Origin of the sequence: Paenibacillus sp. Soil522, from assembly GCF_001428245.1 — a bacterium.
GTDB lineage: Bacteria > Bacillota > Bacilli > Paenibacillales > Paenibacillaceae > Pristimantibacillus.
On record NZ_LMRV01000033.1, the window covers coordinates 307,722 to 332,149 of the forward strand.

Here is a 24,428-nt window from a genome sequence, read left to right on the forward strand (position 1 = left end):
TCAAAGAAAGCACAGAGTACCGGATGTGTTCAACCAAAGGGCACCGACCCGTAACGATAGCAAGACCGGCCTCCACCCCTTGGACAGGCGTAACGAAGGAATGAAAGGGCGTAGACCCGCCCCGACATGGGAGTGAGAACCTCCAGGGGCGGCGTGGAGAATGCGTGCAGTAAATGGAAGTATATGGGGCAGTATATATTCCCCTCTATTCCCGTGCGCCTTCATGTTGCCGAAGTCTAACACGGAGTTCCCCTTCTTGTCTTTCACCCTTTACCAACCGGGCGAAATCCTGCGAATAAGCGAGCATTCGTGAGAAAATCATATCATACCGAGGGAGTTGAACAAACAAGGAGCAGTTTGCTGCGGCAGCTGCTCCCTTTTTTTGTCAAGCTAACGGTCAGGATAACGTGGTATCCCAGGTTGCTCTCATCAACATGGAAGGAAAGGATAATACAAAACGAATAATACTAACAGATAAACTGAGTGATGTAATGATTATGCGAGCAAACCTCTGTATCGGAACAAACAGCAATTTGCTTCATTGGCCCATTCCCTACACTAATGTCCGTCATACAATATACGGTGCCTTTCCTTGGGTCACAACTATGATTAACTTCATAAGGGGTTGGGATTGATGAAGTCAAAAACGAAGCTTACCGGGCGGGTTATCTTTAGAGGCGATCCGGGTTATCGATTGGCGCGCAAGAATTGGGACCCCCGTACGAACAGATTCCCCAAAGTGTTTGTGTTTGCCCAAAGAACTCAAGATGTGGTAAACGCCATAAAATGGGCCCGCGAGCATCATGTCCCCATTCGGGCCAGATGCGGGAGGCATGCGTTGGCACCCAATCTATCGCAGGTCAACGGAGGCATTGTAATTGATGTAAGCGATATGAAGAAAGTTACGCTAAATAAAAAAAATCGTACTGTCATTGCTGAAACGGGCAATAGAGTGAGAAGTGTCGTAAGGACACTTGCACGGCAAGGATTTCTGGCTCCTTTCGGCGACAGCCCTACAACCGGGATCGCCGGAGTCACGCTCGGCGGAGGAATCGGGCCGCTTCAGCGGACGATCGGCCTGGTCAGCGATAATCTGATCGGACTCGAAATGGTGGATGCGAAGGGAAGAATTGTTCGTGCTGACACAAAACGAAACGCTGACCTCCTATGGGCCTCCCGCGGGGGGGGCGGCGGCAACTTTGGGGTCTATACCAAATTCAAATTCAAAGTACACCCCGCTCCGGCCAAAGCCACCGTATTTCGCATCATTTGGCCGTGGAATCAATTCGAAAAGGTATTCAAAGCCTGGCAGAAATGGGCTCCTTGCGTAGATTCTAGACTAGGCACTCATCTGGAAATCGGGCCGAAAAAAGGAGGCCGCGTCACCGTGGAAGGGTTGTTCCTGGGAACAAAAACGGAAGCCATCCGTTTATTAAAGCCCGTGACGAGCGTCGGAACTCCCACGACGAAAACAATCCGGCTGGTACCTTACACGAAAGTCGGCGACTTTTTGCTGGCTCCCGATCCTGTGTTGACGCAAAAGTTCAGCAACCAGTTTTCTTCCGGTTTCGCAAGGCGTCCGTTCCCGGACAAGGCAATTAAGGCCATGCGTGAATTTTTAGAGAAGGTGGAGGGGGATTTCGCCGGATTCTTTTTCCTCAATTGGGGCGGAGCAGTTAGCCGAATATCACCAGATGCGACGGCGTTCTTCTGGCGCAAAGCGAAATTTTACGCGGAGTGGAACAGCTCATGGATCAAGCCATCGGAAGCAGCGAAAAATATCGCCTTCGTTCGCAATACACGCCGGAAGTTGCAGCCCTTTATCGTAGGGTCCTATATAAACGTTCCAGATCAGGGGATTAAAAATTCCGGGCCGGTTTACTATGGCGCAAACTATCCCAGATTGAAGAGAGTTAAAGCCAAATATGACCCTGAAAATGTATTTCGCTTTCCCCAAAGTATTCCCCCGGCTTGCAAAGCGTAGACAACCTGCCCCATATTTAAAAAATAGCGTAAAACGGTCCCTATCTTTTTACAAGGTGGGGAGTGTTTTACGCTTACTGTTATATGATTTATATATGCGTTTTGCTCATCTCCTGATGATTTGAACCTTGAAACATTAATTCCTGCATTCACTTTGCTTAAACACGAACCTATGGAAAGATCAAAGCTTATTGAAGAAGTGATCATTCAGCTTTATTGTCGCATCGGGATATATTTAAAACACCATCCACATGATTTGGATGATTCCTTAAAGGCGTGGGATTACTGGAAAGTTCTTATCCCTTAAATAACAGAGTTTGAATAGAGGTAATAGACAAAAAATACGGGCAACGTTACTAATGAAGGTGAACTCTTTATTGTATGAAATTCGAGAAAAAATAAGCTAGCCTCATTGTGCTAACGGGTACGATAGGGGAGGAGTTTGCTATGTGGCAGCTCCTCTTTTCTATTGAAGTAACGGGCAAGATAGTGAGTTTTTAGATAGTGAGTTTTTACTTCTTTTGTAACACAAAAAGGATGCTCGTTAATATTTTAAAGCAATTAAATATCATGGAGGTGCAACGAAGTGAAAAAAGTTATTTTATTCCTTCTTACCACAATATTAAGTGTTACTTTCNTGCTCGTTAATATTTTAAAGCAATTAAATATCATGGAGGTGCAACGAAGTGAAAAAAGTTATTTTATTCCTTCTTACCACAATATTAAGTGTTACTTTCTTAGGGTGTACTCAAGAGCCGCCATACCTGAAAGGAACTATTGAAAAAGTTGATAAAGATAGCATTATGTTGTCGGTAACAATGAACAAGTCAAAGATTGGCGAAACCGATAGGGTAATACTAAAAAGCGAAGAAGTTGATTTTACAACTCTTGAAAAAGGTCAAACAGTTAAAGTGTGGGTGTATGATGAAGGGGTTCGTTTGTCTAATCCTCCACAAGTATCGGCTAAAAAAATTGAAGTAATTAAATAGGTGTTGAACCACCTATTTGTTCCGCTAACGGGTACGATAGTTCAACCCACCATGGAGTAGTTTGCGATCCGCAGCTGCTCCTTTTTCATTACGCTAACGGGCAGGTTAGTTCCAATATGTGGTATATTTGATTTAATGATATGCAATCGGCAGTATGGTTTTATCCCAAACATTTTCTAAGCGGAGGTGCCTATGAATCCTGCATTTGACACCTATATCCAATCGCTGGCCGGTCGGGACGTGACAATTATCGGCGCCGGCGTCAGCAACGTACCGCTGATCCGCATGCTGTGCTCTGCCGGAGCGCGCGTCACCGTGCGCGACCGTAACCCGGCCCTGCCCCGAGAGGAGTGGGACGATCTGGGCGTCGGGTTGCATCTAGGGGAGAATTACCTGGATCACGTTGGGGGCGACATGGTGTTCCGCACTCCGGGCATGCGCCCAGACCATCCGGCGCTGGACTCAGCCCGCGCGGGCGGCAGCCGTGTGACCAGTGAGATGGAGGAGTTCTTCGCGCTGTGTCCATGCCCCATTTTCGGCGTGACCGGTTCGGACGGTAAGACCACCACCACGTCGCTGATTGCCGACATGCTGGCCAACGGGGGGCGTACGGTACATCTGGGCGGCAACATTGGCACGCCACTGCTGACGCGCGCGGGCGAGATGTCGCCGCTGGACGCATGCGCGGTCGAGCTGTCCAGCTTCCAGCTGATGGACATGACGCGCTCTCCCCATGTGGCGGTGATCACTAACCTCTCGCCCAATCATCTCGACTGGCACCGCGACATGGATGAATATATCATCGCTAAGCGCCGCCTGCTGGATTTTCAGAGGGCTGGCGAACTTGCCGTCCTCAACGGCGACAATCCAGCGACCGCTGCACTGCGCGGGTGGGGGCGGACCAAGTACTTCGGCGGGCATACGGTCCGCGATGACGTGATCGACGGGCTGGTACCTATCCGTGACATTCGTTTGCCGGGGTGGTATAACGTGGAAAACGTCATGGCTGCCATGACCGCCGTACGGGGGACCGTGCCGGACGAGGCAATTCTGGAGACGGTGCGCACCTTCGTCGGCGTGGAGCACCGAAACCAGTGGGTGGCAACTGTGGGTGGCGTGCATTATTACAACAACTCCATCGGCTCCAGCCCCGCCCGTACCGTTGCCACACTGCACGCGTACGTGGGCCGAGTGCTGCTGATCGCCGGCGGTCGAGATAAAAAGGTACCGTTTGACGATATGGCCCGGTTGCTACCTGATCATGTCAAGGTATTGCTGTTGATCGGCGAAGCGGCCAGTCAAATCGAGGCTGCGGCGCGCGGAGTGCCGAGGTGCCCACCCATTGTCCGCTGCGAAGGCCTGGCCGAGGCAGTGGCGCATGCGCACAAGATGGCCGCACCGGGCGACACTGTACTGCTAAGCCCTGCCTGCACTGCATATGACCAATACAGCAATTTTGAAGAGCGCGGGCGTCACTTTGTAGAACTGGTCGGGGCGCTGCACCGGTCGGAGGGAAAGGGTTGAGCAAGACATGGGCGTTTGCCGGGAAAACCTAATTGCCCTGATGTATTTCCATTTCAAAGATGATTATTAAGAGGAACTGATTGAGTTGATTCATTACGCTAACGGGTACGTTTGCTCAATAAACACCTTTAAAGATTTGCTCAGCTAAAAGGGTAGTTATATGGTAAACACTAATAATAAATGTTTGAGGACAGGAACATATATTCATTGAGACCCGCAATTCATGCGGGTTTTTAAATATAGGAAAAGTTCTTGTCCAATCCGAAAGATAAGAACTTGTGTCCTTGTCCTTTTCCGATTTTTACAAGTAAATATGTCTATTCCCTTGAAGCCATGGATGACAGCGAACCACCGGGATCTCCAACGAATCTGGATATTTACTTACCTCCTTTACTTATCCCGAAATATCTTTTAATATAAGGATAATCAGGGATAAGGGGAGAGGCCTATGAATGCGAAGGAAGCAGCCATGATGCTTGGGGTTCATTATAAGACGGTTCTCAACATGATAAATGATGGACGCTTGGCAGCTTCGAAAAACGATTCCGGCGATTGGGAAATTAGTGAAAGTGATCTTGCAGCTAGAGAGCAGAGGATCGATGATAAGGAGTTTTCGGCAATTTATACACACATGGCCGTGCAGATGATCGAGAAGGAGCACGGCCGCACTGTCAAGGCAGCCCGAGAGGATTTACTTCATATCGCACGTTCGATAGTAAAGTTTGCTGAAAGTCCGAACGAATTTAATCAACAGGTAGAGCATCTTCAAGATGCTCTGGAAGCATACAAAGCAGCTGTAGCATTCACACATACTGTGGAGTCGATTCGGAAACAGGCGGATGCAGAAAGCCAGAACTGAGCTAATGGACGGAGAGTAGCTTACAAAGAAAAAAGATGAGTTTTACATGTACAAGCTTAGACGTGTCTTCATTTCGATTACGAGAGTGTTCTTGAAGGAGATGAGTGTGAGTGGAGAGCCATATCCAAGAATTATGGCAGCAGGTACTTTCTGCCATCAAGGTTAAGATCAGCAAACCGAGTTTCGACACGTGGCTGAATTCTACAAAAGCAATCGTTTTTGATGAATCCAAACTTATTGTAAGTGCGCCGACTAAATTTGCTCAAGAATGGTTAGAAAACCGTTATGTTAATCTTATCAGGTCAACAGTGTACGAATGCTTCAATCGACATGTCAATGTGGAAATAACCATCGAGGACGAAATACCATTTCCGGAAACGAGCAGAATGTTGAATTTAGACTCGGAAACACAGTCATCATCTGTGAAGGATAACACATTTGTCACTCTGAATCGGAAGTACACATTTGATTCTTTCGTCGTAGGGGCAGGAAATCGTTTCGCACATGCTGCTGCCCTCGCAGTTGCGGAAGCACCAGGCAAGGCATATAATCCTCTTTTTTTGTACGGTGGAGTCGGTTTGGGTAAAACACACTTAATGCATGCGATTGGCCAATATGTATTGGACCATAACCCAGATGCCAGAGTGCTATATTTGTCATCGGAAAAATTCACCAACGAATTCATTAACGCAATCATGAATAACCGCGGCGAAGCCTTTAGGAACAAGTACCGGAATATTGATGTGTTATTGATTGATGACATCCAGTTCATCGCAGGTAAGGAACAAACACAGGAAGAGTTTTTCCACACATTTAATTCCCTCCAAGAAGAATGCAAAGCCATTATCATCTCCAGCGATAGGAAACCGAAAGAAATTCCAACACTGGAAGGACGTTTACGCTCACGCTTCGAATGGGGCCTCATAACGGATATCCAACCTCCAGACCTTGAGACGCGGATCGCAATTTTGTATAAAAAAGCGAAGGCTGATAATCTTGATATTCCGAACGAGGCGATGATATACATCGCGAACAATATCAACACAAATGTCCGTGAACTGGAAGGTGCTCTTATTCGTGTTGTCGCATATTCGTCCCTCATTAATCAGGATATTAGCGTTCATATGGCGGCAGAAGCCCTAAAAGATATTATTCCCTCCAGCCCCTCCCGGGCCATCACAATACAAAAAATTCAGCAACGTGTGGGGGAGTTTTACGGATTGAGACCGGAGGATTTTAAGGAACGTAAGCGGACGAAAGCTATAGCATTCCCAAGGCAGATCGCGATGTACCTATCCAGGGAACTCACGGATTTCTCACTTCCCAAGATCGGAGAAGCATTCGGTGGCCGAGACCATACTACAATTATTCATGCACATCATAAAATATTGACGGTACTCCCCCAGGATCAGGAACTTTTTAAAATCATAAATGTGCTAACTGAAAAAATTAAAAACCAGAACTAAAAGTAAAGAAGGAACTATAAAGTATATAACAAAAAGTGGAGGCCCCGCATAGAGTGGATGGACTTTATGCTCGTTTTTTTGCAAAGCGGAAATTTAACGCTCTACAGGAATGCTAACGGGCAGGATAGTTTTAACATTCACATGGAGGTATAATCGAATACGTAGGAGTTTTCCGAAGCAATTATTAAAAATACTTACATGAGGGTTAGACAATTTTTTAGTTAAGGGAGTTTTTACTTATGAACCCTACCTTCATTCCAGTAGACATCGAAGATACCGTTAGACGTCCTTTCCTTAATTCCCTCAGTAAAAACCTTCAATATTCCCTGCATCTATTTGAAAAAGTTTTGGAAACGGGATGGAAAACTCCCTTTAAACAAGTGGACGTTACGATACTTTCGTTATATAGGAAGTTATTAGCACAATTCGATGGGATTTTCATCCTTTTAGACCATAGATCAATTAATGCAGCTGCGATAAAAGCAGGTCAGCTCTTGAAACTTATGCATCGTTAATGTTTATTTCTGAAGACGGTGAAGAATTTGTTGAAAAACGAGCTGCAAGTTACTACACTTTCTAAAAGTTAGAGGAATTGAAACATCTCAACAATCCGACAGTTGCAGATAGAATATCCGCAAGTTATTCTGTGGCGAAACTACAAAAAATGAAGGACTCAAATCAAAACCTTACTAAACAAACAATCTCCGTATAAAGAGGTATCCGAAATGCGCTTTGAACTTATTAAGAATTTACGTAATGCGAATCGAAAAGAGAGTGTTCATTGGTATTCTTTATATCCAAAGAATAATGAAGAGATCTTTAGTCTTTGTGTCGTGTATTAAAGCAGTTTTGTGTCGGTACACAACCAAATAGAAGGGTTAAGTCTATTCCTGTACATATGTACAAAATCCGAATTTTGTGCATATGTATATAAATCGATTCAATCACTTGCGGCCATTGTATTTTTATATATTGTTACACATTATATGAAGAGTATTTTCGATCATCAAATAATAAGTTATAAAAGTCCTTACCATGTTACCGCAGTGCCTGCTTATCTAATGTGTATTATTTCATTATTTCATTTGTCCAGTATCAAATAACTCCGAACTCTTGTAACATTCAATACAAACGAATCGAATTAGTTCGTATTTGTATGTTATACTTTTCTCTAAAAAGTTCGGAGTTAATGTTATAATGCGGGTATTCAAACGCCGCTGCTAACGATGCATTAGCATACTTACGATAACGGAAAAACATTAAATACCCGTGCCAGTCAAAATTTATTGCATTAGATTTCCGCTACCCGATAAGCACATCGGCTTCCGCCTGATAAGAGATACTCCACACGTTCGACAACAACATGATCACCAAGCACCGATTGAAAGAGTTCGAGCTCATTCTTGCAAAAACCGGAGCAAGTAGCGGCAGCCTCCATGATCGGACAATGCTTCTGTACGAATAAGTAGCTTCCATCCTCCTGCTCCTGTACTTCAGCGAAATACCCCTCGTTCATGCGGATCGTGGACAACCTATGAAGCCTGTCCTTCAGATTTATCGTATCCGACAATTGCTCTTGATAGTTTTTCTTTTGAGTAAGTTTGTGGTCCTCGAGTATTCTCTCCATCCCTTCTTCTCCGAAAGAAGCTCGGATCGAATGAAGCAAATCGACCGATAATTGCAAATATCCATTAGCAAACCAACGGTTCGCCGAGGCCGTCAGCCTCCATATTTTCGCAGGCCTGCCCATCGGACGGGCCTCTTCTTCATATTCAACGACTTGTTGTTTCTGCAGTTCATATAAATGCAGCCGCACAGCCATCCCTGTTAATGACAATTTGGAAGCTAAGGTAACAGCATCCATAGGACCATGCTGTTTCAGCAGCGTAACAATCGCCTTTCTCGTTGATGTTACAGACGTTTCGTCCTTCTTTTTCAATGTATCATCGACTCCCATGTCGAGTATTTTTGAGCGGATGGTGCTTTTTCCACATTGTAAAGAAAAATCTTGACAAAGTCAAAACCAGAGGATAAATTAGGTTTGTAAATATAATACTTTATAAAGTATTTTCGTTCAAAAAAGTTATGAGTGGAGGAAAAGAAAATGGCAACAACGTTATTTATTCAAGCGAACAATCGCCCAGTAGAGCACGCTGTAAGTGTGAAAATGTACGAAGCTTTTTTGTCGAGCTACAAGGAATCTCACCCACAGGATTCGATTGTAGAAGTGAATTTATACCATGAACATCTGCCCTATCTGGGTGCCACGATGATCACGGGAAATTACAAAGTCACTCAAGGCATGACGCTCACCCCGGAAGAACAAGCCGAACAATGGATTGTCCGTAAACACCTGGAACAGTTTCTCGCAGCCGATAAAGTCGTCATTGCTTTCCCTCTCTGGAACTTAACAGTTCCTGCTGTCTTGCATACGTACCTGGACTATTTGCATCAGCCTCGTAAAACCTTTAAATATACAGCGGAAGGATTGGTCGGTCTATTGCCCGACAAAAAGGTCGCACTATTAAATGCCAGAGGCGGCGTGTACGCGGAACATGAGGAACTCGCGGTCAATTTCGTCAAAAAGCACTTGCAGGTGTTCGGCATTCAAGACATCACGACTATTGTGATTGAGGGGCATAACCAAAATCCCGATCTCAGACATGAGATTATCACGGAAGGGCTTCAGAATACGGATCTTGCGGCAAAAAGGTTCTGATGGTAGCTGCAAGTCAAGATAGAGAGGTGAATTCGCTTGGTGCAACAAAAAAAGGGCGTCATTTTGATATCCATCGCGTTAGGCTTAGTCCTGACCGCACTGGATAACACGATCGTATCGGCAAACGTCAACAAGATCATAGACGACATCGGCGGTCTGGATAAAGTCACCTGGATTTATACAACCTACGCGCTGGCCGGAGCCAGCACGATGTTGATATTCGGCAAGCTCTCCGATCTTTTCGGGCGAAAAACCTTGTATTTGGTCGCAATCGGAATCTTCCTGCTGGGCTCTGCGCTCTGCGGAACGGCCCAGACGATTGAGCAACTTAGCATCTACCGGGTCATACAAGGAATCGGATCCGGCGGCATTTTCCCGATTTCCTTCTCCTTGATCTATACCTTATATACCGATCCGAAAGAATCGGGCAAACTGTCCGGGATATTCGGTGCGTTATTCGGACTCTCTTCCATTGCGGGACCGCAAATCGGCACGTGGATTTCGGAAACGCTATCCTGGCGTTGGTGCTTCTATATCAACATGCCGATCGGTATCGTCTCGTTCGTGGTTCTCCTCTTGACGCTTCGGGAATCTCGGGCGGAGACGAAGCCGAAAATCGATGTGCTGGGCGCCATGCTGCTTGTCATCGCTACCGTCTGCTTCATGCTTGCGCTCGAAATGGGAGGTAAAGACGATGTATGGACCTCATGGAAGATCATTGCCTTGTTCGGAGTCTCGGTTTTTGCGATCATAAGTTTTTTCTTTGTGGAACGGCGGGCCAAGGAACCGATATTGCCATTGCAGCTTTTCAAAAACCGTATGGTGACAGGAACAAGCATCGTCGTATTTTGCCAAGGCGCCATTATGTTCGGCGCGATGACATACCTACCGCTTTATACCAACTACGTACTTGGTGAAAGCAGATTAAATTTGCTATTGACCCCTTTGATGCTTTCCATGATCAGCGGCTCGGTACTAATGGGTTTTATTCTAACTCGTTTCAAAATTCGAACTGTCATGTTCATCAACATGTCAATCGGAATCGTTGTTTCTTGCTTGCTTATGAATCTTTCACCGGACGTCCCTTTTTGGCAATTTATTGGAATAGTAATCTTGCTCGGACTAGGTGTACTCGGCCCTCTGAACAGTCTTAGCCAGAACGCTGTTGTATACAGCGTCGATGAGCGCTTCATCGGCGTTTCTTCATCGCTTGTCGGCTTCTACCGCAGCATGGGCGGCGTGATGGGTGCCTCGATCATGGCTGTCATCGTCAATTCTCAAATGGCAACGTCGATCAAGACAGCAATTATGCGATTCAACCTGAATCCGAATTCGGACCCTGCCTATCATCCGCCGGATACCGAAACCGTGTTACGATATAAGGAGCGTTTTGAACCGGATCTGGTTTCCTACTTTACACACGTGATGGATCATGCCATCACACAAGGGTTTGTTCTATTTCTTTGCTTATCCGTCATCGGCGCAATCGCAGCTCTGATGGTCGGATCGATGAAAATAAAAAAACGGACCAAAGGAACACCCCAGACCACGAATGCACCACTTGAGTTATAAAAAAAAGGCGATAATCGCAAGGAGGACATCATCATGCAAAAGGAATCAAATTGGAACGCATCTGCCGTTCATCCTTCCGTACTACCCTTATTTTCGCCATTCTCGATCGGCAGGTTGACGTTGCCAAATCGAATCGTCATGGCGCCAATGACCAGATCGTTCTCTCCGAACGGCATGCCAGGTCCTGATGTTGCCCAGTATTATCGGCGCCGGGCCGAGAACGGGGTTGGTCTGATCATAACGGAAGGCACCGTGATTAACCACCCCTCATCCGCTGACGATCCGAACGTCCCCCAATTCTACGGTCCTGCTCTGGAAGGCTGGTCGTCCGTCGTAGAGCAAGTACATGCAGCAGGCGGTCTAATTTTCCCTCAACTATGGCATGTCGGCATGGCACGGAGAGTCGGAAGTCCTCCGAATCCGGAATCCCTCCCTATAGGACCGTCCGGTATCGATCTGTCCGGCAATCAAGTAACCGCCCCCATGACCGAATCGGATATCCTTTCTGTGATTGAGGCATTCGCCCAAGCGGCTGCCGATGCGAAGAGACTCGGTTTCGACGGTATCGAAATCCATGGAGCGCACGGCTATTTGATTGATCAATTTTTCTGGAAGCAAACCAACCGAAGATCGGATCGATACGGCGGCCAAAGCTTCGAGGGACGAACGCGCTTCGCTGCAGAAATTATACGCGCCGTTAGAAATGCCATTGGTCCCGATTTTCCGATCGCACTCCGAATATCTCAATGGAAAACCTCAAACTATACGGCCAAGCTGACGGAGACGCCGGAGCAGTTGGCGTCATTCCTTGAGCCGCTTACAGCGGCAGGCGTCGATATTTACCATTGTTCGACCCGGCGATACTGGGAACCGGAGTTTGAAGGCTCGGACCTGAACTTAGCAGGATGGGTCAAAGCATTGACCGGACGACCGACTGTTATCGTTGGATCCGTAGGCTTGAACGAAGAACTCATGCGCTCATTTTCTCCCGGCCATGTGGCCCAAGTCACCCGCCTTGATGGCTTGATCGAAAGGCTCGAGCGCAACGAATTTGATCTGGTGGCCGTCGGCCGCTCATTGTTAGCAGACCCCGAATGGACCATGAAAATCCGGAATGGACGGTTCGACGAATTGAAACCTTTTACCATCGAAGCGCTAAGAACCTTATACTGACGGTTGTTTGAAATTCATTCCATGATGCTCCACCAAATGCAAAAAACACGCCATATTCAGCGTGTTTTTTGCATTTGGTAGAGCCAATCCGTGTCCTCGTCACAAACAGCGATGAGGGTATTGACTACATTCTTTATATTTTCTTTATTTGCCTCTTTGAAATCATGGCCAAACACCGTTGCCAAGCGCGAATTGTCAAAGCCAGACAATGAATATAAATTGGAGTTATTTTTTGTGCGTCTAAGCACCTTGTTATTCTTTACTTCTTTGGTTCCAAAAATTTCAAGGACATCCCTATCTTTGGCCATGTTTGCATATTTAAATTTTTCAAAAAGACTCCATGGCGATTCAAATTTGTGAACCCAATTGTCATTCCAACAATAGTTGTTAATTGCCGTCGCGGCATGAGGTGTAGGTAGAAAGAACATCTTGCTCATTCTTCTAAACCTCCTCTATTTCTTTATCACGGATTCATGCAAAAGTTCGGCTGTTATATAACCAGAGGATTCAATTGCCCTTCTCCATTGTTCAATTGTTGGCCAATAGTTACCGGCATTTAAAGTACCAAATCGTTTGCAAACATATTCTATCGTCAGCATAAGGTATTGCATTGGAATGTCAATCTTACGTATTCCTGCAACGGATACACTCTCTTTAAACAATTCAAACAGATCGTTCGCTTCATTCTCAAGTCGATGTCCTTCTTTGAAGGCATCCGGAAAATAATAATGAGTAAAACTCCAGCCCGAACCTATAGGGTATTCCGACTCCTGGTCGAAACCGGTTAAACAATATTTGAGATCTTCAAGATTTTGTATGCCTGTAAACTCATGATCCTGTGACATGAATCTTCCTACAATTTGTGTTTTCTTGGTTCGGATAAAAGCCGATCTTTGATGGAGCAGTTCCGGTTGGCCTACTAATATAACCGTGAGCTGAATCCCTGCCTTGTCCAAATCATTGTAGATATCCATCAAACAGTTATATTGAAGCTCACTGGAAGCTATGAGACAACGGATGGAAAAAGGTGTGCCGGTTCGGTATTTAAAAGAAGAATACCGGGATGAATATACTTTCGCCTCTTTAAAAATAACTCGAAAAGTGAAAGGTAGCATTAAACACGGCAGACGACCTTATATAAATTATGAAGGTGCCGAGTACACAAATGAGGTCCTTGCTCGAATGTTTGATTTAACCGGAGAACAATTACATCTGGTTATCAATATTAATGATTTGCGTTATGTTAAAGCCTTTTTAGAATAACAAAAATGCGGATAATCTTAGCTTTTATAACTACCATATAGTATGGAGTTTTATGTTACTGCACACGGAGAGTCAGGACAAGGATACCACCACCGTGCAGGCTCCGGATTCATCGGGGCTTTAATACTTTTTCCACCAACCTGGAACATAGCTTAGTGAGTGGAGACAAAATGGGAGCATATTAACTTCCTTGGGGAGTACCGTTTTTCTTAGATTTACAGATGCGGATGAGGTAAGTTCTTTTCCTCATCCTTCGCAAATCGCTTGATACGTTCCATAATATTTTGAGCAGACTTGCCGACCCCAAGCCGATTATGAATTAATGCTCTTCACTTCAGTCCAAACAGGGTATTTTTTCTAAGGTCATAGCTCAATGTATCGATCATAATTCATCACACATACCGAACAGATAAAACTGGCAAAGTGGAAAACGCATCATCTTGTTGTCCCTTTTCGGTTAATCTTGCATCTTAGTGTACTGCGCAAAAGACAAGAAGTTATATCCATAAAACAAAAAAACCGTGCTGGGCACGGATCAAAATGTTTATATGTTCTTGTCCTCCTTCAATCATGCGGTACTTAAAAATAAATTCCGAAATAATGGCTATGAATAGAAAAAGTTGTAGCGATGACAAGTCTTTACGATTCGACGCTAAGAAGTTTAATGAGAATCCGAGTGACATTGCCCCCTCAAGGCAAGGACCTTACGTTGAATAGCGCCCAAAAAAAGGGAAATAAAGTTCACTTCTATTCATGTTTAGAACGACCGGCTTTTTACTGTGCTCCGAGCGTAATTAATCCTTCCCTACTGCTTCGAAAACAATGGATTCCAAGCACTCCTGAAGCGATTTGTTAGCACTTCTCGCTTTAGCAATTAGTTTATCCTTTTCTTGCTCCGATAAATAGAGCGTCACTGGCGATAAACCCGTATCGATGAGTGTTCCATCGTATTTAGGCGTAATCTCGCCTGAACGTATAAATGTTTTCAACTTATCGATCATATCAGGATGAGTAGCTGGCATTACCCCAGTTAAAACAGACTTCTTTGCTTCAACCTGAATGGTCTCACCTATCTGGATGCGAAGATTAGCAGGGCCAATCAGCTTAAAAAACTCTTCAATAATAGTGTAAATCACGGAATCCAGAGTTTGTGGCAATGGAAATTCGAATAGGGCGTAGCCATAACTAGTTATGGCTTTACGATCCGTAATCGTGACAGCAGGTTGCCATCCTTCAACGATTGCTCTTTCTAATGGGATTCGTTCGTTCATACTAACTTGAAGCATGACTTCGATCCGATTTCGATTTACACGCTTCATGCTGCAGACGCGAGCCAATCTATTCCCCAAGCGGTATGGTTGGAATAAGAAAACCTTCGATTTTCGGTCGTAAATGGTATCATATTTACCTGAATCCGGATTGTTAGTCACAAATCTTTCTAGATCGACCTCTTTAACAAAATACGTTCGCTTCCCACGAAACTCCATTTCATAATGAGGCAATCCCTTTTTAAAAAGCTGGTGAATATAGGTTGTAGACCTTCCGATTCTTTTAGCTGCTTGTGCCGATGTTAAGTCCTCTTTCACGTATGCCGGTTTAATACGCTCGATCTCTTCCCGCGTGAATCGGTATCCGCCATCTCCTTTATGTGTTAAACGGTTAACGGGATTAAGTCGCTTCTCCGCATCCTCAAGGTTCACGATTTTATAAATGGATCCTACCGTGACCTTCAATTCATTAGCAGCCTGGGACGTATCTAAATATTCGTTCATCGTTCTCTCCCTCCAACAATTATCTTAACCACGTTAATGTCTCCCTAGATTTTCATCAAGATATCTCACTATATTATGATTTTTCTATTTACTCGTATACTAATTAATATATATAAAACAATTATACCATAGGAAATGATCTCTTAAAATAAGACTCCCCTAACATGATTTTTTATAGTCAAAGATCTTTTTAGATCACTTTTCATATCTACTCTTATATATAGTTATAAACATAAAGAACTAGTTATAGAAAAACTAATTGTCTATTATTTTTTCTTAGAACATTTTTCTACAAACATTCTCTTATAGAACTATTTTTATAAATCAATTTTGCTATACTAGTCTTATAAATATCACTATAAGGTGAGTGAGATATTTGACTGAATATAGTGAATTACAGTTATACACGAATAACGATATTCAATCACTAGAATATTTATATGATCCACAACTCATACATCGTTTAACGGATGATCGATTCTATGCAGTCATATACTCGTCAATATTCGCTTCAGAAAATGATAAGGGGGACTATGATTATGCACCGCTTTCAAATATCGGAATGGTTTACTTATTCCTGCATAGAAGAAATGGCAGCCGTAATCCAAGAACAATTACTGAATATGCCCGCGAGCTCCTTCAGTTTTTGCGGAAGGTCACCGAGAATGAAATATCCGATTTTCGCAAACTAAAGCGATCTCAGATTGAGGCATATCAGGAGTGGATTGAATGTGAATATCCAAAAAAGAAAACACAAGCGAAAAAAATAGCTATCCTCTCCTCTTTCCTTTCTTGGTGTTTTGATGAAAAATACCTGAACCGGGATTTGACTCGTGGACTAACCGGCGTCACCTTAGACAAGTCTCAAATTCCAGATCGGGAAATATCTCCGGCTTCACTGCAGGCGGCTGTGCATTTCTATAAGGACGATCCCAAGTTCAAAAGCCTGATGCTCCTCCTGGCCAGTACAGGATTGCGGATTAATGAGGTCATTACACCGATGTGGAAAGACCTCTACTTCGATTCGATCCGGAATAAATACTATGTCCGAACTAAGACTAAGCGCGGCGGAGAGAGACATGCTCACATCAAGGATTACGTTCTTCAAGAGTTGCAGGAGTATCGTCGTCGCCTTGGATTAAGCACCACTATTGATCCAAATGACGAGTCCCCGTTCTATCCCAATCGGAATGGGAAGCATTACTTGCTTACGAGCTTGTCAGCCATCGTGACAAGAAAGCTTGCCGCGGCGAAACTACGGACAGATCTTAATCAGAAAACGACTGCCCATTATTTTCGCCATTATTTTGCACGAGCTGCCTATAACAGCGGTGCCCCGGTTGATAAAATTGCTAAAACCCTTGATCATGCCACGAGCCGTACAACGGAAGACAATTATCTCTCCCGTGATATTAAAAAAGAAAATGACGTCAGCGAGTTTGTTGTAATTCCTGGTTTCGAGGAACGAAATGGCGAGAACTTTTAGGCTTATCATAGTCATTAAAGTGAATGGTATCGATTTAATATTCTTACAATTGTTATTGTTACTTTCGCTCTCGCAATTGGATGTTGTGCGGGCGGAGAATTCTTTCTCAATGCGATTTGCATCAGTAGAAGTTCAAAAGGTTCCCCCGCCATATAAAACTATTCGGAGTAAGGTCACGCCCATCTTTATCACTTTGGGGAAGAATAATAGGAGGAGAATCATGCCCTCCGTTTAGTTGAATAAAGGCATCTACATTAGTGGTAATCTAGGAATTTATTTTCGTATCATACTCCAAGGTTATTTCATTATTGGAACAGTCTAAAACTTATTTTTCGAAGGCTGCCACACTCGAGTCTAAAACTTTATTTTAAACAAGCAATACTACCTGTACAGCTGTATGTACAGGTAGTATTGTGCTAATGGGAAAACCGCCCCCAACCGGGGAAGGGGCCCCGGTTGGGGGCCGCGCTTCATCACATCAAAAAGGTGCCTGTGTAATACTCCCTCACGTTACATCATTCCTTGCTCCTTTAAACTTATATAGCCGTCGTCACCTGTAACTACATGATCTAGCACCTCGATGCCAAGCAAAGCACCAGAATCTACTAACCGCTTAGTCATGGTTATGTCCTCTGTACTGGGAGTTGGGTCGCCACTTGGGTGATTGTGGAAGCATATCAACGAGGCTGCATTGTTCAAGATTGCAGCTTTAAACACTTCTCGGGGATGCACAAGCGATGCATTTAGCGTACCAACCGAAATAACATGTATCCCAGCAACCTGATTTTTTGTCGTCAATGTGATGATTCCGAACTTTTCTACGCTCAGTCCGTTTAAATCAAGAACCAATTGCGCTATATTTGCTGCATCTTTCGGGCAACGGATATAAGTAGAATCGATGTCATACAAACCACAGCGTTCTTTCACTTGTCGAACCGAAAAAATATTAATACGTTTCATTTGAAATCCTCTCCCTTATGGCGATATAATGGAGGGGTGAAGGCTCTCAAATCTTCACCCCAGCCGAATTGCTCCCTTTAAGCAACTCGGCTTTTAATATTCTTCGGGTAATAAAAATGTCGTTACGCTTCGGTCATGCTCCGTAATAATCCAGAATTTCACACCATCCGCGCTTGTGTATGTCGACAGAAGTCGAAACCCGTTTTCTAAGGCTTCATCGTTGCTCGCCCAATCTTCGGTGCATACCTCGCCCCAATCACCGTTATGATGCCTGGTAAGAGCTGAAATTCTATCTTTCTCGCCCACCTCATCCATTACTCCCGGTGTTGCTACGACTTGTCCCAACAAAAATTTACCGATAAAAAAATGTGTCATGCGCTTTTCCTCACCTTCATTTGATTGTAGGAATTAAGCAGATCATCCAATCGTTGTGACTGTAACACCACTAGCGGGGCGGTATAGCCTCGGCTAGCTGGTGCATATCATGACGCGCTTCTTCAATTTGCTTTAAAAACTCAACCATTCGTTTTCACCTCCTTTCCGGATTGTCTTTTTTGGACCCTAACCCCTCACTCGAACACCGCCTGCCTGTCTAGCCCGAGCGGCAATGAGCGGAAGGTTTTAAGGTTTGTGAGCAGTTTCTTGCTTGCTGTCTTGCCTTGTCGTTTGTAGTTTTCAAAGAACAAAAATCACTCGTTATACCGTAGCCGTCGCAGATTTTGGATCATGTAGGTTCTCGCAGAGCAAGGTTGCCCGAAGAGACGATAAAAAGTTTTTTGAGCGATATTCTCATAAAAGTTTTTTCGCCTTGCGCGGGGAGGTTCTATGTGATCGCATGCGACTAGATGGCTGCGGTAAAACGAGTGTCTTCTTTGAAAAAACGAAATACGATAAGGCTGCATGCGGGAAGGCCTGCGAAATAAACCTTCCGCTTCATCGATTCGGGCGTGCAAAGGCTTTGCTACTCTGAAATAGCCAGATTCTATTAGGAACGATGATGAAACGAAGCGATAGCGAAAGTGGAATCATGGTTCCCCTTCCTTCGTAGAACATGATGGTTTATGGAGATGGAGTGACAACGAAAGCGGAGAAAATTATGATGTTCGAGCCATACCCGAGAGGTCTTTTGCTTCCCTTTAGGCGCGTAAAAAATCCCAATGGAATCCGGATGCTCTTTCCGGGGTCGCTTGGGATTTAGCGTCGTTTAACTGAGGATTAAAACACCTGTTTGTGTTTATATTTTTCCTCCCTAGCGCGCAGCTGCAGCCTGCAAAACGTATATACAAAGTGCGTAGCCAGTGGATCCGAAACCGATAAAAATTGGTCTAAAACTATCTATCAAATGGGTATACTATAATAGAGGGAGGGTGAGGAGATGATCATTCTTTTGACATTGGCCGCCATTTTATTTATGGCATGGCTACATGCCGTTATCATGAGGCTTCAAAAAAAGGATTCAACATACAACAAGTACGTTTTTGTTACAGCATTATTTTTGTATCTGACTTGTAACATCATCCAATCACAGACATTCGAATACAAAACGTATTTTAGTCTTTTATTTATCCTCTATTCTCTGTTTGCCATCCCGTTTCATATATGGCTGATGGTTTCTTGGACAAAAACCAAAAAGAATCCATCCCATTGATACAACATAGAACAAGTAGTATCAAAGAATAAAGCAAGAAATAAGCAGCATAAACGAAATAAAGAGCTATCACCGCTAATACGGTAAAGGCTCTAAGGACAAAAGACTGTGATTTGATCCCCGTGGCGCGCAAAAAATGAATCTAAGCGAAATCCACTGTTAGGCAGCTAACCTTACGCGGAGGAATCTCGCTTGTTTAACTTCTGTTTTATCCATCTGTAAAACTTCCGAATACTAGACTTAGTATAGTAGCCATCCATTTAAGATATCCGATAATGCCACCGGCACAACCATGGAAACATATCCTCTCAGAAGTGCTACGCCGTGGTCGCACCAGCACATTGAAGTCCCTCTCTCAAATATGTTTTGAGAGATTTGTTCAAATTTACACTTTTTAATGTCTATTATTCCGATAATTTGACCATACTAGTGATAGAGGTGAATGGTCATGTTTGGGATCCGAAAAAAGCGGACGCCTTTGGGAAAGTGGCTAGATAAAAAAGGCATCCTCCAAGAATGGATCGTGAAAGAAACAAAGCTGAATAAATTCACAATCAGTAAATTAGCGAATAAAATGGATCACATGCCAAGTGGGCGAACCATGAAGAAAATCTTACAAGCCCTTCGAAAAATTGATCCGAACATCAAGCAAGACGATTTTTGGAGCATGTAAGCACAATTAGTTTAACACGTACTCGCAGTCGGTCATGGACAGAGCGGGGAGTATAGAGGGATGCATGAACCACGTTTCTAGGACATAATATTTAAGTATAAAAGCGCTTTCAAAAGGAGTTGATCAATGTTCAACCCTGAAGAATGGGACAAAACTATTCATGACTATCCAAGGTAAATCTAAGACCATCTACATCAACGAACATACGGGACTATCCAAACTACGAGTCACCTTTACTAAAGAGCAGCAAATGGCGCTAGATCGTAAAAGAGTGGATACAGGCGGTCCGTTATTACAGAATAGAGGTGAATTTCTTCTCTGGGTAAATACGGGAGACAATAAGTACCTAAATATAATCAATAAGAAAGCCTAGGGGGTCATTTAAACGACACCCTTTTTTTATTTTCAGCTGAAATCAATATAGTTTTGACTAACACTATCATGTCTTTCACCCGTCGCTCATTGGGTTTGTATTGTATCTAATCCGAAAAACCTTATCATCGTTGCCTTACATAATAGAGAGTCGATTTAGAAATTCTATTATTCTATGGTGTGCTAGGCATAGCGTTTATTTCGGTCATCTTATTTGCAGTAATTAGTTTTAGAAAAACAAATTCTTTACTTCGATCATTACTTCAGTCCATTGGTTTAGCAATTCTGTTATATGGTACTTCTTTCTTGTGGTGGTTTATTTATTTAAATGGGGATGGGTTAGCTCAACTTGTCAGTATGATGTGCTATGGAATCGGATTTATTGTAACTTGTGTTGTTGGTCACTCTATAGCTTTATTTTTAAGGGATAACAAACAAAAAAAGCCCTCTAGAACACGAGAACTTTACTTGGTTATATCTATTCTCATCTCTTCGCCTCTTCTGGACAATCTCCCTTGCTTCATCAATGGAGTGCCCCTGGCGATTGAATTATTTCGGAATCCATTTTCGTTTAACCATCGCTCATAGTCTTGAAAAGGGTGTTCATTGCAGACTCACATCACTTTCCATTGCCATGACTTATAAATGATTGGACTGTTTCATGTGCTAGGACACGCTCGATGAACGGATACCAATCAGCATGCACTCCACGCTCCTATTCACTTTCCTTAGAATCCCCGGCCAGACTGCGGCGGCTATCCTAAATCAGACAGCCCCCTCTTAAATGTTGAACGGTCAAAACTGTCAATACCGGTATTCTCAGTTCTTTAGAAATTTCTTCTATGCTGGGTGAGGTTAAAGTCTATGCCGAGTGGTATCTAAATCAGACAGCCCCCTCTTAAATGTTGAACGGTCAAAACTGTCAATACCGGTATTCTCAGTTCTTTAGAAATTTCTTCTATGTCTTTTCTTACATCAGTCAAAGACGAAATGCGTAATAATTCTAAGAAATGATTACTATCAGGGCAATAAGTTACGTATAACTGCTCATGAATAACGACTTTCCCAATGTAGCATTTGTTTTTCATTATTGAACACTTCTCCAATCTCTCATTTCGAAAAATTTTCGAGATTCCATTTCATCTCCCCGAACCGGCCAACGGGCCTATTCAAGATCACTTCAACGTCTGATATAAAGTCTCTTTTCTGTTGCTGACGACTCAACATTAATAATCGTCTCCCAGTAAATAGTTATGTATCGAATTTATACCCTGACTTTAACTTAGTTATGTATCGTAAATCAATCATTTTCGAGAAATTTTCAATACATAATGAATAGCAAATTATCCGAAGTCAATTACGCAAAAAAAGCTCTCCGAAATACGGGAGCTTGACTTTGGATAATTTTCTTGGACGNGAAGCGGGATATAAGAAACCTCTTTAACTTAGTTATGTATCGTAAATCAATCATTTTCGAGAAATTTTCAATACATAATGAATAGCAAATTATCCGAAGTCAATTACGCAAAAAAAGCTCTCCGAAATACGGGAGCTTGACTTTGGATAATTTTCTTGGACGAAAACGCGGTGGGTTAGCACTATGGGGAAATAAAGATTTTCATTCTGCTCTTGGAAACTAATTTATTCAAACCGTAGATGTTACAGCGTAAAAATAAGTGCTCATGTAAATCAAAAATGCTTGATTARACACAGTTTCCCCCTCCCCAATAAAGAGGCATTTGAAAAACATTATGCAATTACCTGTTCTGGTGAAGCTCTACCGAGATGGCCAATACCGCAGCAAGGACAGATGGTGAAATCTTTACCYGTCAGCTTTTTTAAAAAATCAAGGGTGGTCAACTTTGGTTTTGGCGGATCATTCAATTTAGTATTCGTAAGCTTTTTACAAAGTTTGAGCTTCGTTGCTTTATTTCTGGGACTTAACAAGCCATAATGTCGTATTCTCGTCAATCCAGTAGGCAGTACATGAATCAGAAAACGGCGAGTAAATTCATCTGCTGTTACGCTCATCTCTTTCTGTTTATTGCTATCCTTATAGTCACGCCACTTGAAGGTAACCAAACCATCTTCAAGCTTTACGATACGGTTATTCGAAATNTGTTACGCTCATCTCTTTCTGTTTATTGCTATCCTTATAGTCACGCCACTTGAAGGTAACCAAACCATCTTCAAGCTTTACGATACGGTTATTCGAAATCGCAACACGATGCGTATACCTTCCGAGATATTCAATAACACAGCCAGCATTTTTGAAGGGAGGCTTACAGTAGACCACCCATTCTTTTTGATAAAGCAATGACATGAGGTCATGAAACCTGCAGGGATCTTTCAAATCAGAAATGGTGCCATAAAACACAAGTTTGGCCTGTTTAAGGTAATATAAAAACTTACCCCTAAATTTTYTTGATAAAACCTTAACCGGAATGAAGAACTTTTTTCTTGAGTTCACCCACTTGYCGGAAGAATTAAGGCCTCCACCTGGCACAATACAATGAATATGAGGATGGTGCATCAGGTTTTGTCCCCAAGTATGAAGGATCGAGGTAAAACCAATTTGCGCTCCTAAATACTTAGTGTCAGYGGAAAGCTCAGATAAGGTTTCGGCAACGGCCTTAAATAAAATATTATAAACAATCCTTGGGTTTTGATAAGCAATCGGATTTAACAGATCAGGAATGGTAAAAACAACATGAAAATAACCGACATTCAGTAAGTCGTCTTTCCTGGCTTCAATCCAGCGTTCCTTATTTAGCGTTTGGCATTWAGGACAATGGCGATTCCGACAGGAATTATAGGAAATGCGCATAAAATCGCATTCGTCACACTCATCCAYATGTCCGCCTAAAACAGAGGTCCTGCAACTTTGAATAGCACGTATCACTTTCAGTTGATTAGGCAAAAGACGATGTTTGAGCTGATAGGCTTCTCCATGCTGAGCAAAGATATCTTGTAATTCAGCCATACGAAGAAACCTCTGAACGACCATACGCTAGCAAGTTGTCAAGAGGGCTTGTAATGCCTGATGTGACATTAGCAAGGTGCAAATAGATTGTCGTGGACTGGATACTGGCATGCCCAAGCAATTTCTTAATCTGTAATAGCGTGGCRCCATCTTCAATCAAATGTGTTGCAAAGGAGTGCCGCAGCGTATGGATGGACACTTTTTTTGTAATATGGGTTCTTTTCACTGCTTCATTAAAAGCAGACATTATGCCTCTGGAGGTAATATGGGATACGCCGTACGTTCCAAGAAAAAGCCAGCCTTCGGAATGATTCGGGCGATATGCCTTCCAATATTCACGTAAAACATAAAGGCAAGCTTCCGACAGCAGGGTATAGCGATCCTTGCCTCCTTTACCATACTCTATAAATACGCGCATCGTTTTCGAATCAATATGCTGGATTTTGAGTGCCGCGGCTTCACTTACACGTAGACCTGAGCTGTAGATAACCATCAGTATGGCCTTATGTTTGATATTTTCGCAACTCTCTATAATGGAGAACACTTCTTCTCTTGWTAACACTTCAGGAAGGGTCTTACGCTTTTTCTGACGTGGAATCTGAAGATAGTTCAACGTACGATTCAACGTTACGGCAAAGAGAAAACGAATGGCTGCACTGTACGAATTCACAGTTCCAGGCGAAGCTTWTTTCTCATTRATCAAATACCATAAGAAATTGCGGATATCGTCTGTATTTAACTGATCCACTGGGCGGTTGCTGTACTCAAGAAAAATTCGTGCATGTAAGGTATAGCTCTCCAGTGTATTTTGCGACAACCCTCGAAGCTGAATGTCTTCCTTCATTCGTAGTAATATTTGTTCTTTGTTATCCATGCTGATTTCTCCTTAAAATTTATTAGCAGTAGAAGAACTGCATAGTAAATTTTAGGGTACTAACAGATACACAGAAAGCAGTATTAATTACCATCAAAATGGAGGGTTTAGT

The 24,428-nt window shown here is 43.3% G+C and carries 19 protein-coding genes and 2 pseudogenes; 11 read left to right on the forward strand and 10 right to left on the reverse strand.

Annotated features, from left to right (window positions below; all coding sequences use genetic code 11):
- Positions 1-634: 634 nt before the first annotated feature.
- The 5 genes from ASG81_RS10130 to dnaA all read left to right on the forward strand — a co-directional run bounded on the left by ASG81_RS10130 (position 635) and on the right by dnaA (position 6,821).
- Positions 635-1,984, forward strand: coding sequence for an FAD-binding oxidoreductase (locus ASG81_RS10130; protein ID WP_056632787.1), 1,350 nt, complete (start codon positions 635-637; stop codon positions 1,982-1,984).
- Between the two features lie 685 nt (positions 1,985-2,669).
- Entirely contained in the window at positions 2,670-2,972 is a 303-nt protein-coding gene (locus tag ASG81_RS10135) for a DUF3221 domain-containing protein (RefSeq protein WP_056632790.1), read from the forward strand.
- A 192-nt stretch (positions 2,973-3,164) separates the two neighbouring features.
- On the forward strand, positions 3,165-4,496 hold the full coding sequence (gene murD / locus ASG81_RS10140; protein ID WP_056632793.1) for a UDP-N-acetylmuramoyl-L-alanine--D-glutamate ligase: 1,332 nt from the start codon (positions 3,165-3,167) through the stop codon (positions 4,494-4,496).
- 448 nt (positions 4,497-4,944) lie between these two features.
- Positions 4,945-5,355, forward strand: coding sequence for a helix-turn-helix domain-containing protein (locus tag ASG81_RS10145; RefSeq protein ID WP_056632797.1), 411 nt, complete (start codon positions 4,945-4,947; stop codon positions 5,353-5,355).
- Between the two features lie 110 nt (positions 5,356-5,465).
- Positions 5,466-6,821: a chromosomal replication initiator protein DnaA gene (dnaA, locus tag ASG81_RS10150; protein ID WP_056632800.1), complete on the forward strand. Its 1,356-nt coding sequence runs from the start codon at positions 5,466-5,468 to the stop codon at positions 6,819-6,821.
- A gap of 1,291 nt (positions 6,822-8,112) precedes the next feature.
- Here dnaA and ASG81_RS10160 read toward each other — a convergent pair.
- Positions 8,113-8,760: a helix-turn-helix transcriptional regulator gene (locus ASG81_RS10160; RefSeq protein WP_200961470.1), complete on the reverse strand. Its 648-nt coding sequence runs from the start codon at positions 8,758-8,760 to the stop codon at positions 8,113-8,115.
- A 165-nt stretch (positions 8,761-8,925) separates the two neighbouring features.
- On the opposite strand from ASG81_RS10160, the gene ASG81_RS10165 reads away from it, so the two are divergent.
- The 3 genes from ASG81_RS10165 to ASG81_RS10175 are packed head-to-tail and all read left to right on the forward strand — an operon-like array spanning position 8,926 to position 12,285.
- Positions 8,926-9,540, forward strand: a complete 615-nt coding sequence (locus ASG81_RS10165) for an FMN-dependent NADH-azoreductase (RefSeq protein WP_056632808.1) — start codon at positions 8,926-8,928, stop codon at positions 9,538-9,540.
- 39 nt (positions 9,541-9,579) lie between these two features.
- Positions 9,580-11,112, forward strand: a complete 1,533-nt coding sequence (locus ASG81_RS10170; protein WP_235548802.1) for a DHA2 family efflux MFS transporter permease subunit — start codon at positions 9,580-9,582, stop codon at positions 11,110-11,112.
- Between the two features lie 33 nt (positions 11,113-11,145).
- Positions 11,146-12,285: an NADH:flavin oxidoreductase gene (locus ASG81_RS10175; protein ID WP_056632814.1), complete on the forward strand. Its 1,140-nt coding sequence runs from the start codon at positions 11,146-11,148 to the stop codon at positions 12,283-12,285.
- Between the two features lie 56 nt (positions 12,286-12,341).
- Here the strand turns inward: ASG81_RS10175 and ASG81_RS10180 are convergent, their stop codons facing one another.
- Positions 12,342-12,722 (reverse strand): hypothetical protein, encoded by a 381-nt coding sequence (locus tag ASG81_RS10180; protein ID WP_056632817.1) that lies wholly within the window; start codon positions 12,720-12,722, stop codon positions 12,342-12,344.
- A 15-nt stretch (positions 12,723-12,737) separates the two neighbouring features.
- On the reverse strand, positions 12,738-13,241 hold the full coding sequence (locus ASG81_RS10185; protein WP_162255012.1) for a hypothetical protein: 504 nt from the start codon (positions 13,239-13,241) through the stop codon (positions 12,738-12,740).
- 61 nt (positions 13,242-13,302) lie between these two features.
- On the opposite strand from ASG81_RS10185, the gene ASG81_RS10190 reads away from it, so the two are divergent.
- On the forward strand, positions 13,303-13,548 hold the full coding sequence (locus ASG81_RS10190) for a hypothetical protein (RefSeq protein WP_056632823.1): 246 nt from the start codon (positions 13,303-13,305) through the stop codon (positions 13,546-13,548).
- A gap of 794 nt (positions 13,549-14,342) precedes the next feature.
- Here ASG81_RS10190 and ASG81_RS10200 read toward each other — a convergent pair.
- On the reverse strand, positions 14,343-15,320 hold the full coding sequence (locus ASG81_RS10200) for a hypothetical protein (protein WP_056632830.1): 978 nt from the start codon (positions 15,318-15,320) through the stop codon (positions 14,343-14,345).
- 376 nt (positions 15,321-15,696) lie between these two features.
- Here ASG81_RS10200 and ASG81_RS10205 point away from each other — a divergent pair, with 376 nt between their 5' ends.
- Positions 15,697-16,806: a tyrosine-type recombinase/integrase gene (locus tag ASG81_RS10205; protein ID WP_056632834.1), complete on the forward strand. Its 1,110-nt coding sequence runs from the start codon at positions 15,697-15,699 to the stop codon at positions 16,804-16,806.
- Positions 16,807-17,316: 510 nt separating this feature from the next.
- On the opposite strand, the gene ASG81_RS10210 is transcribed toward ASG81_RS10205, so the two are convergent.
- The 3 genes and pseudogenes from ASG81_RS10210 to ASG81_RS33895 all read right to left on the reverse strand — a co-directional run.
- Positions 17,317-17,766: a JAB domain-containing protein gene (locus tag ASG81_RS10210; protein WP_056632839.1), complete on the reverse strand. Its 450-nt coding sequence runs from the start codon at positions 17,764-17,766 to the stop codon at positions 17,317-17,319.
- A 93-nt stretch (positions 17,767-17,859) separates the two neighbouring features.
- The gene (locus ASG81_RS10215; RefSeq protein ID WP_056632842.1) at positions 17,860-18,141 is read right to left on the reverse strand and encodes a hypothetical protein; all 282 of its coding nucleotides are present in this window, start codon (positions 18,139-18,141) and stop codon (positions 17,860-17,862) included.
- Positions 18,138-18,224 (reverse strand): annotated as a pseudogene (locus ASG81_RS33895) (hypothetical protein); the annotation flags it as partial. The pseudogene ASG81_RS33895 and the gene ASG81_RS10215, both read right to left, overlap by 4 nt.
- 1,638 nt (positions 18,225-19,862) lie before the next feature.
- On the opposite strand from ASG81_RS33895, the gene ASG81_RS10225 reads away from it, so the two are divergent.
- On the forward strand, positions 19,863-20,087 hold the full coding sequence (locus ASG81_RS10225; protein WP_056632848.1) for a hypothetical protein: 225 nt from the start codon (positions 19,863-19,865) through the stop codon (positions 20,085-20,087).
- Positions 20,088-22,208: 2,121 nt separating this feature from the next.
- On the opposite strand, the gene ASG81_RS32645 is transcribed toward ASG81_RS10225, so the two are convergent.
- From ASG81_RS32645 to ASG81_RS10240, 3 genes and pseudogenes are all read right to left on the reverse strand, one after another.
- Positions 22,209-22,577, reverse strand: a 369-nt coding sequence (locus tag ASG81_RS32645) for a transposase (RefSeq protein ID WP_235548803.1), incomplete at its 5' end; no start/stop codon positions are given.
- Between the two features lies 1 nt (position 22,578).
- Positions 22,579-23,442 (reverse strand): annotated as a pseudogene (locus tag ASG81_RS10235) (IS91 family transposase); the annotation flags it as partial.
- Positions 23,435-24,316: a tyrosine-type recombinase/integrase gene (locus ASG81_RS10240; protein WP_056632854.1), complete on the reverse strand. Its 882-nt coding sequence runs from the start codon at positions 24,314-24,316 to the stop codon at positions 23,435-23,437. The pseudogene ASG81_RS10235 and the gene ASG81_RS10240, both read right to left, overlap by 8 nt.
- Between the last annotated feature and the right edge of the window lie 112 nt (positions 24,317-24,428).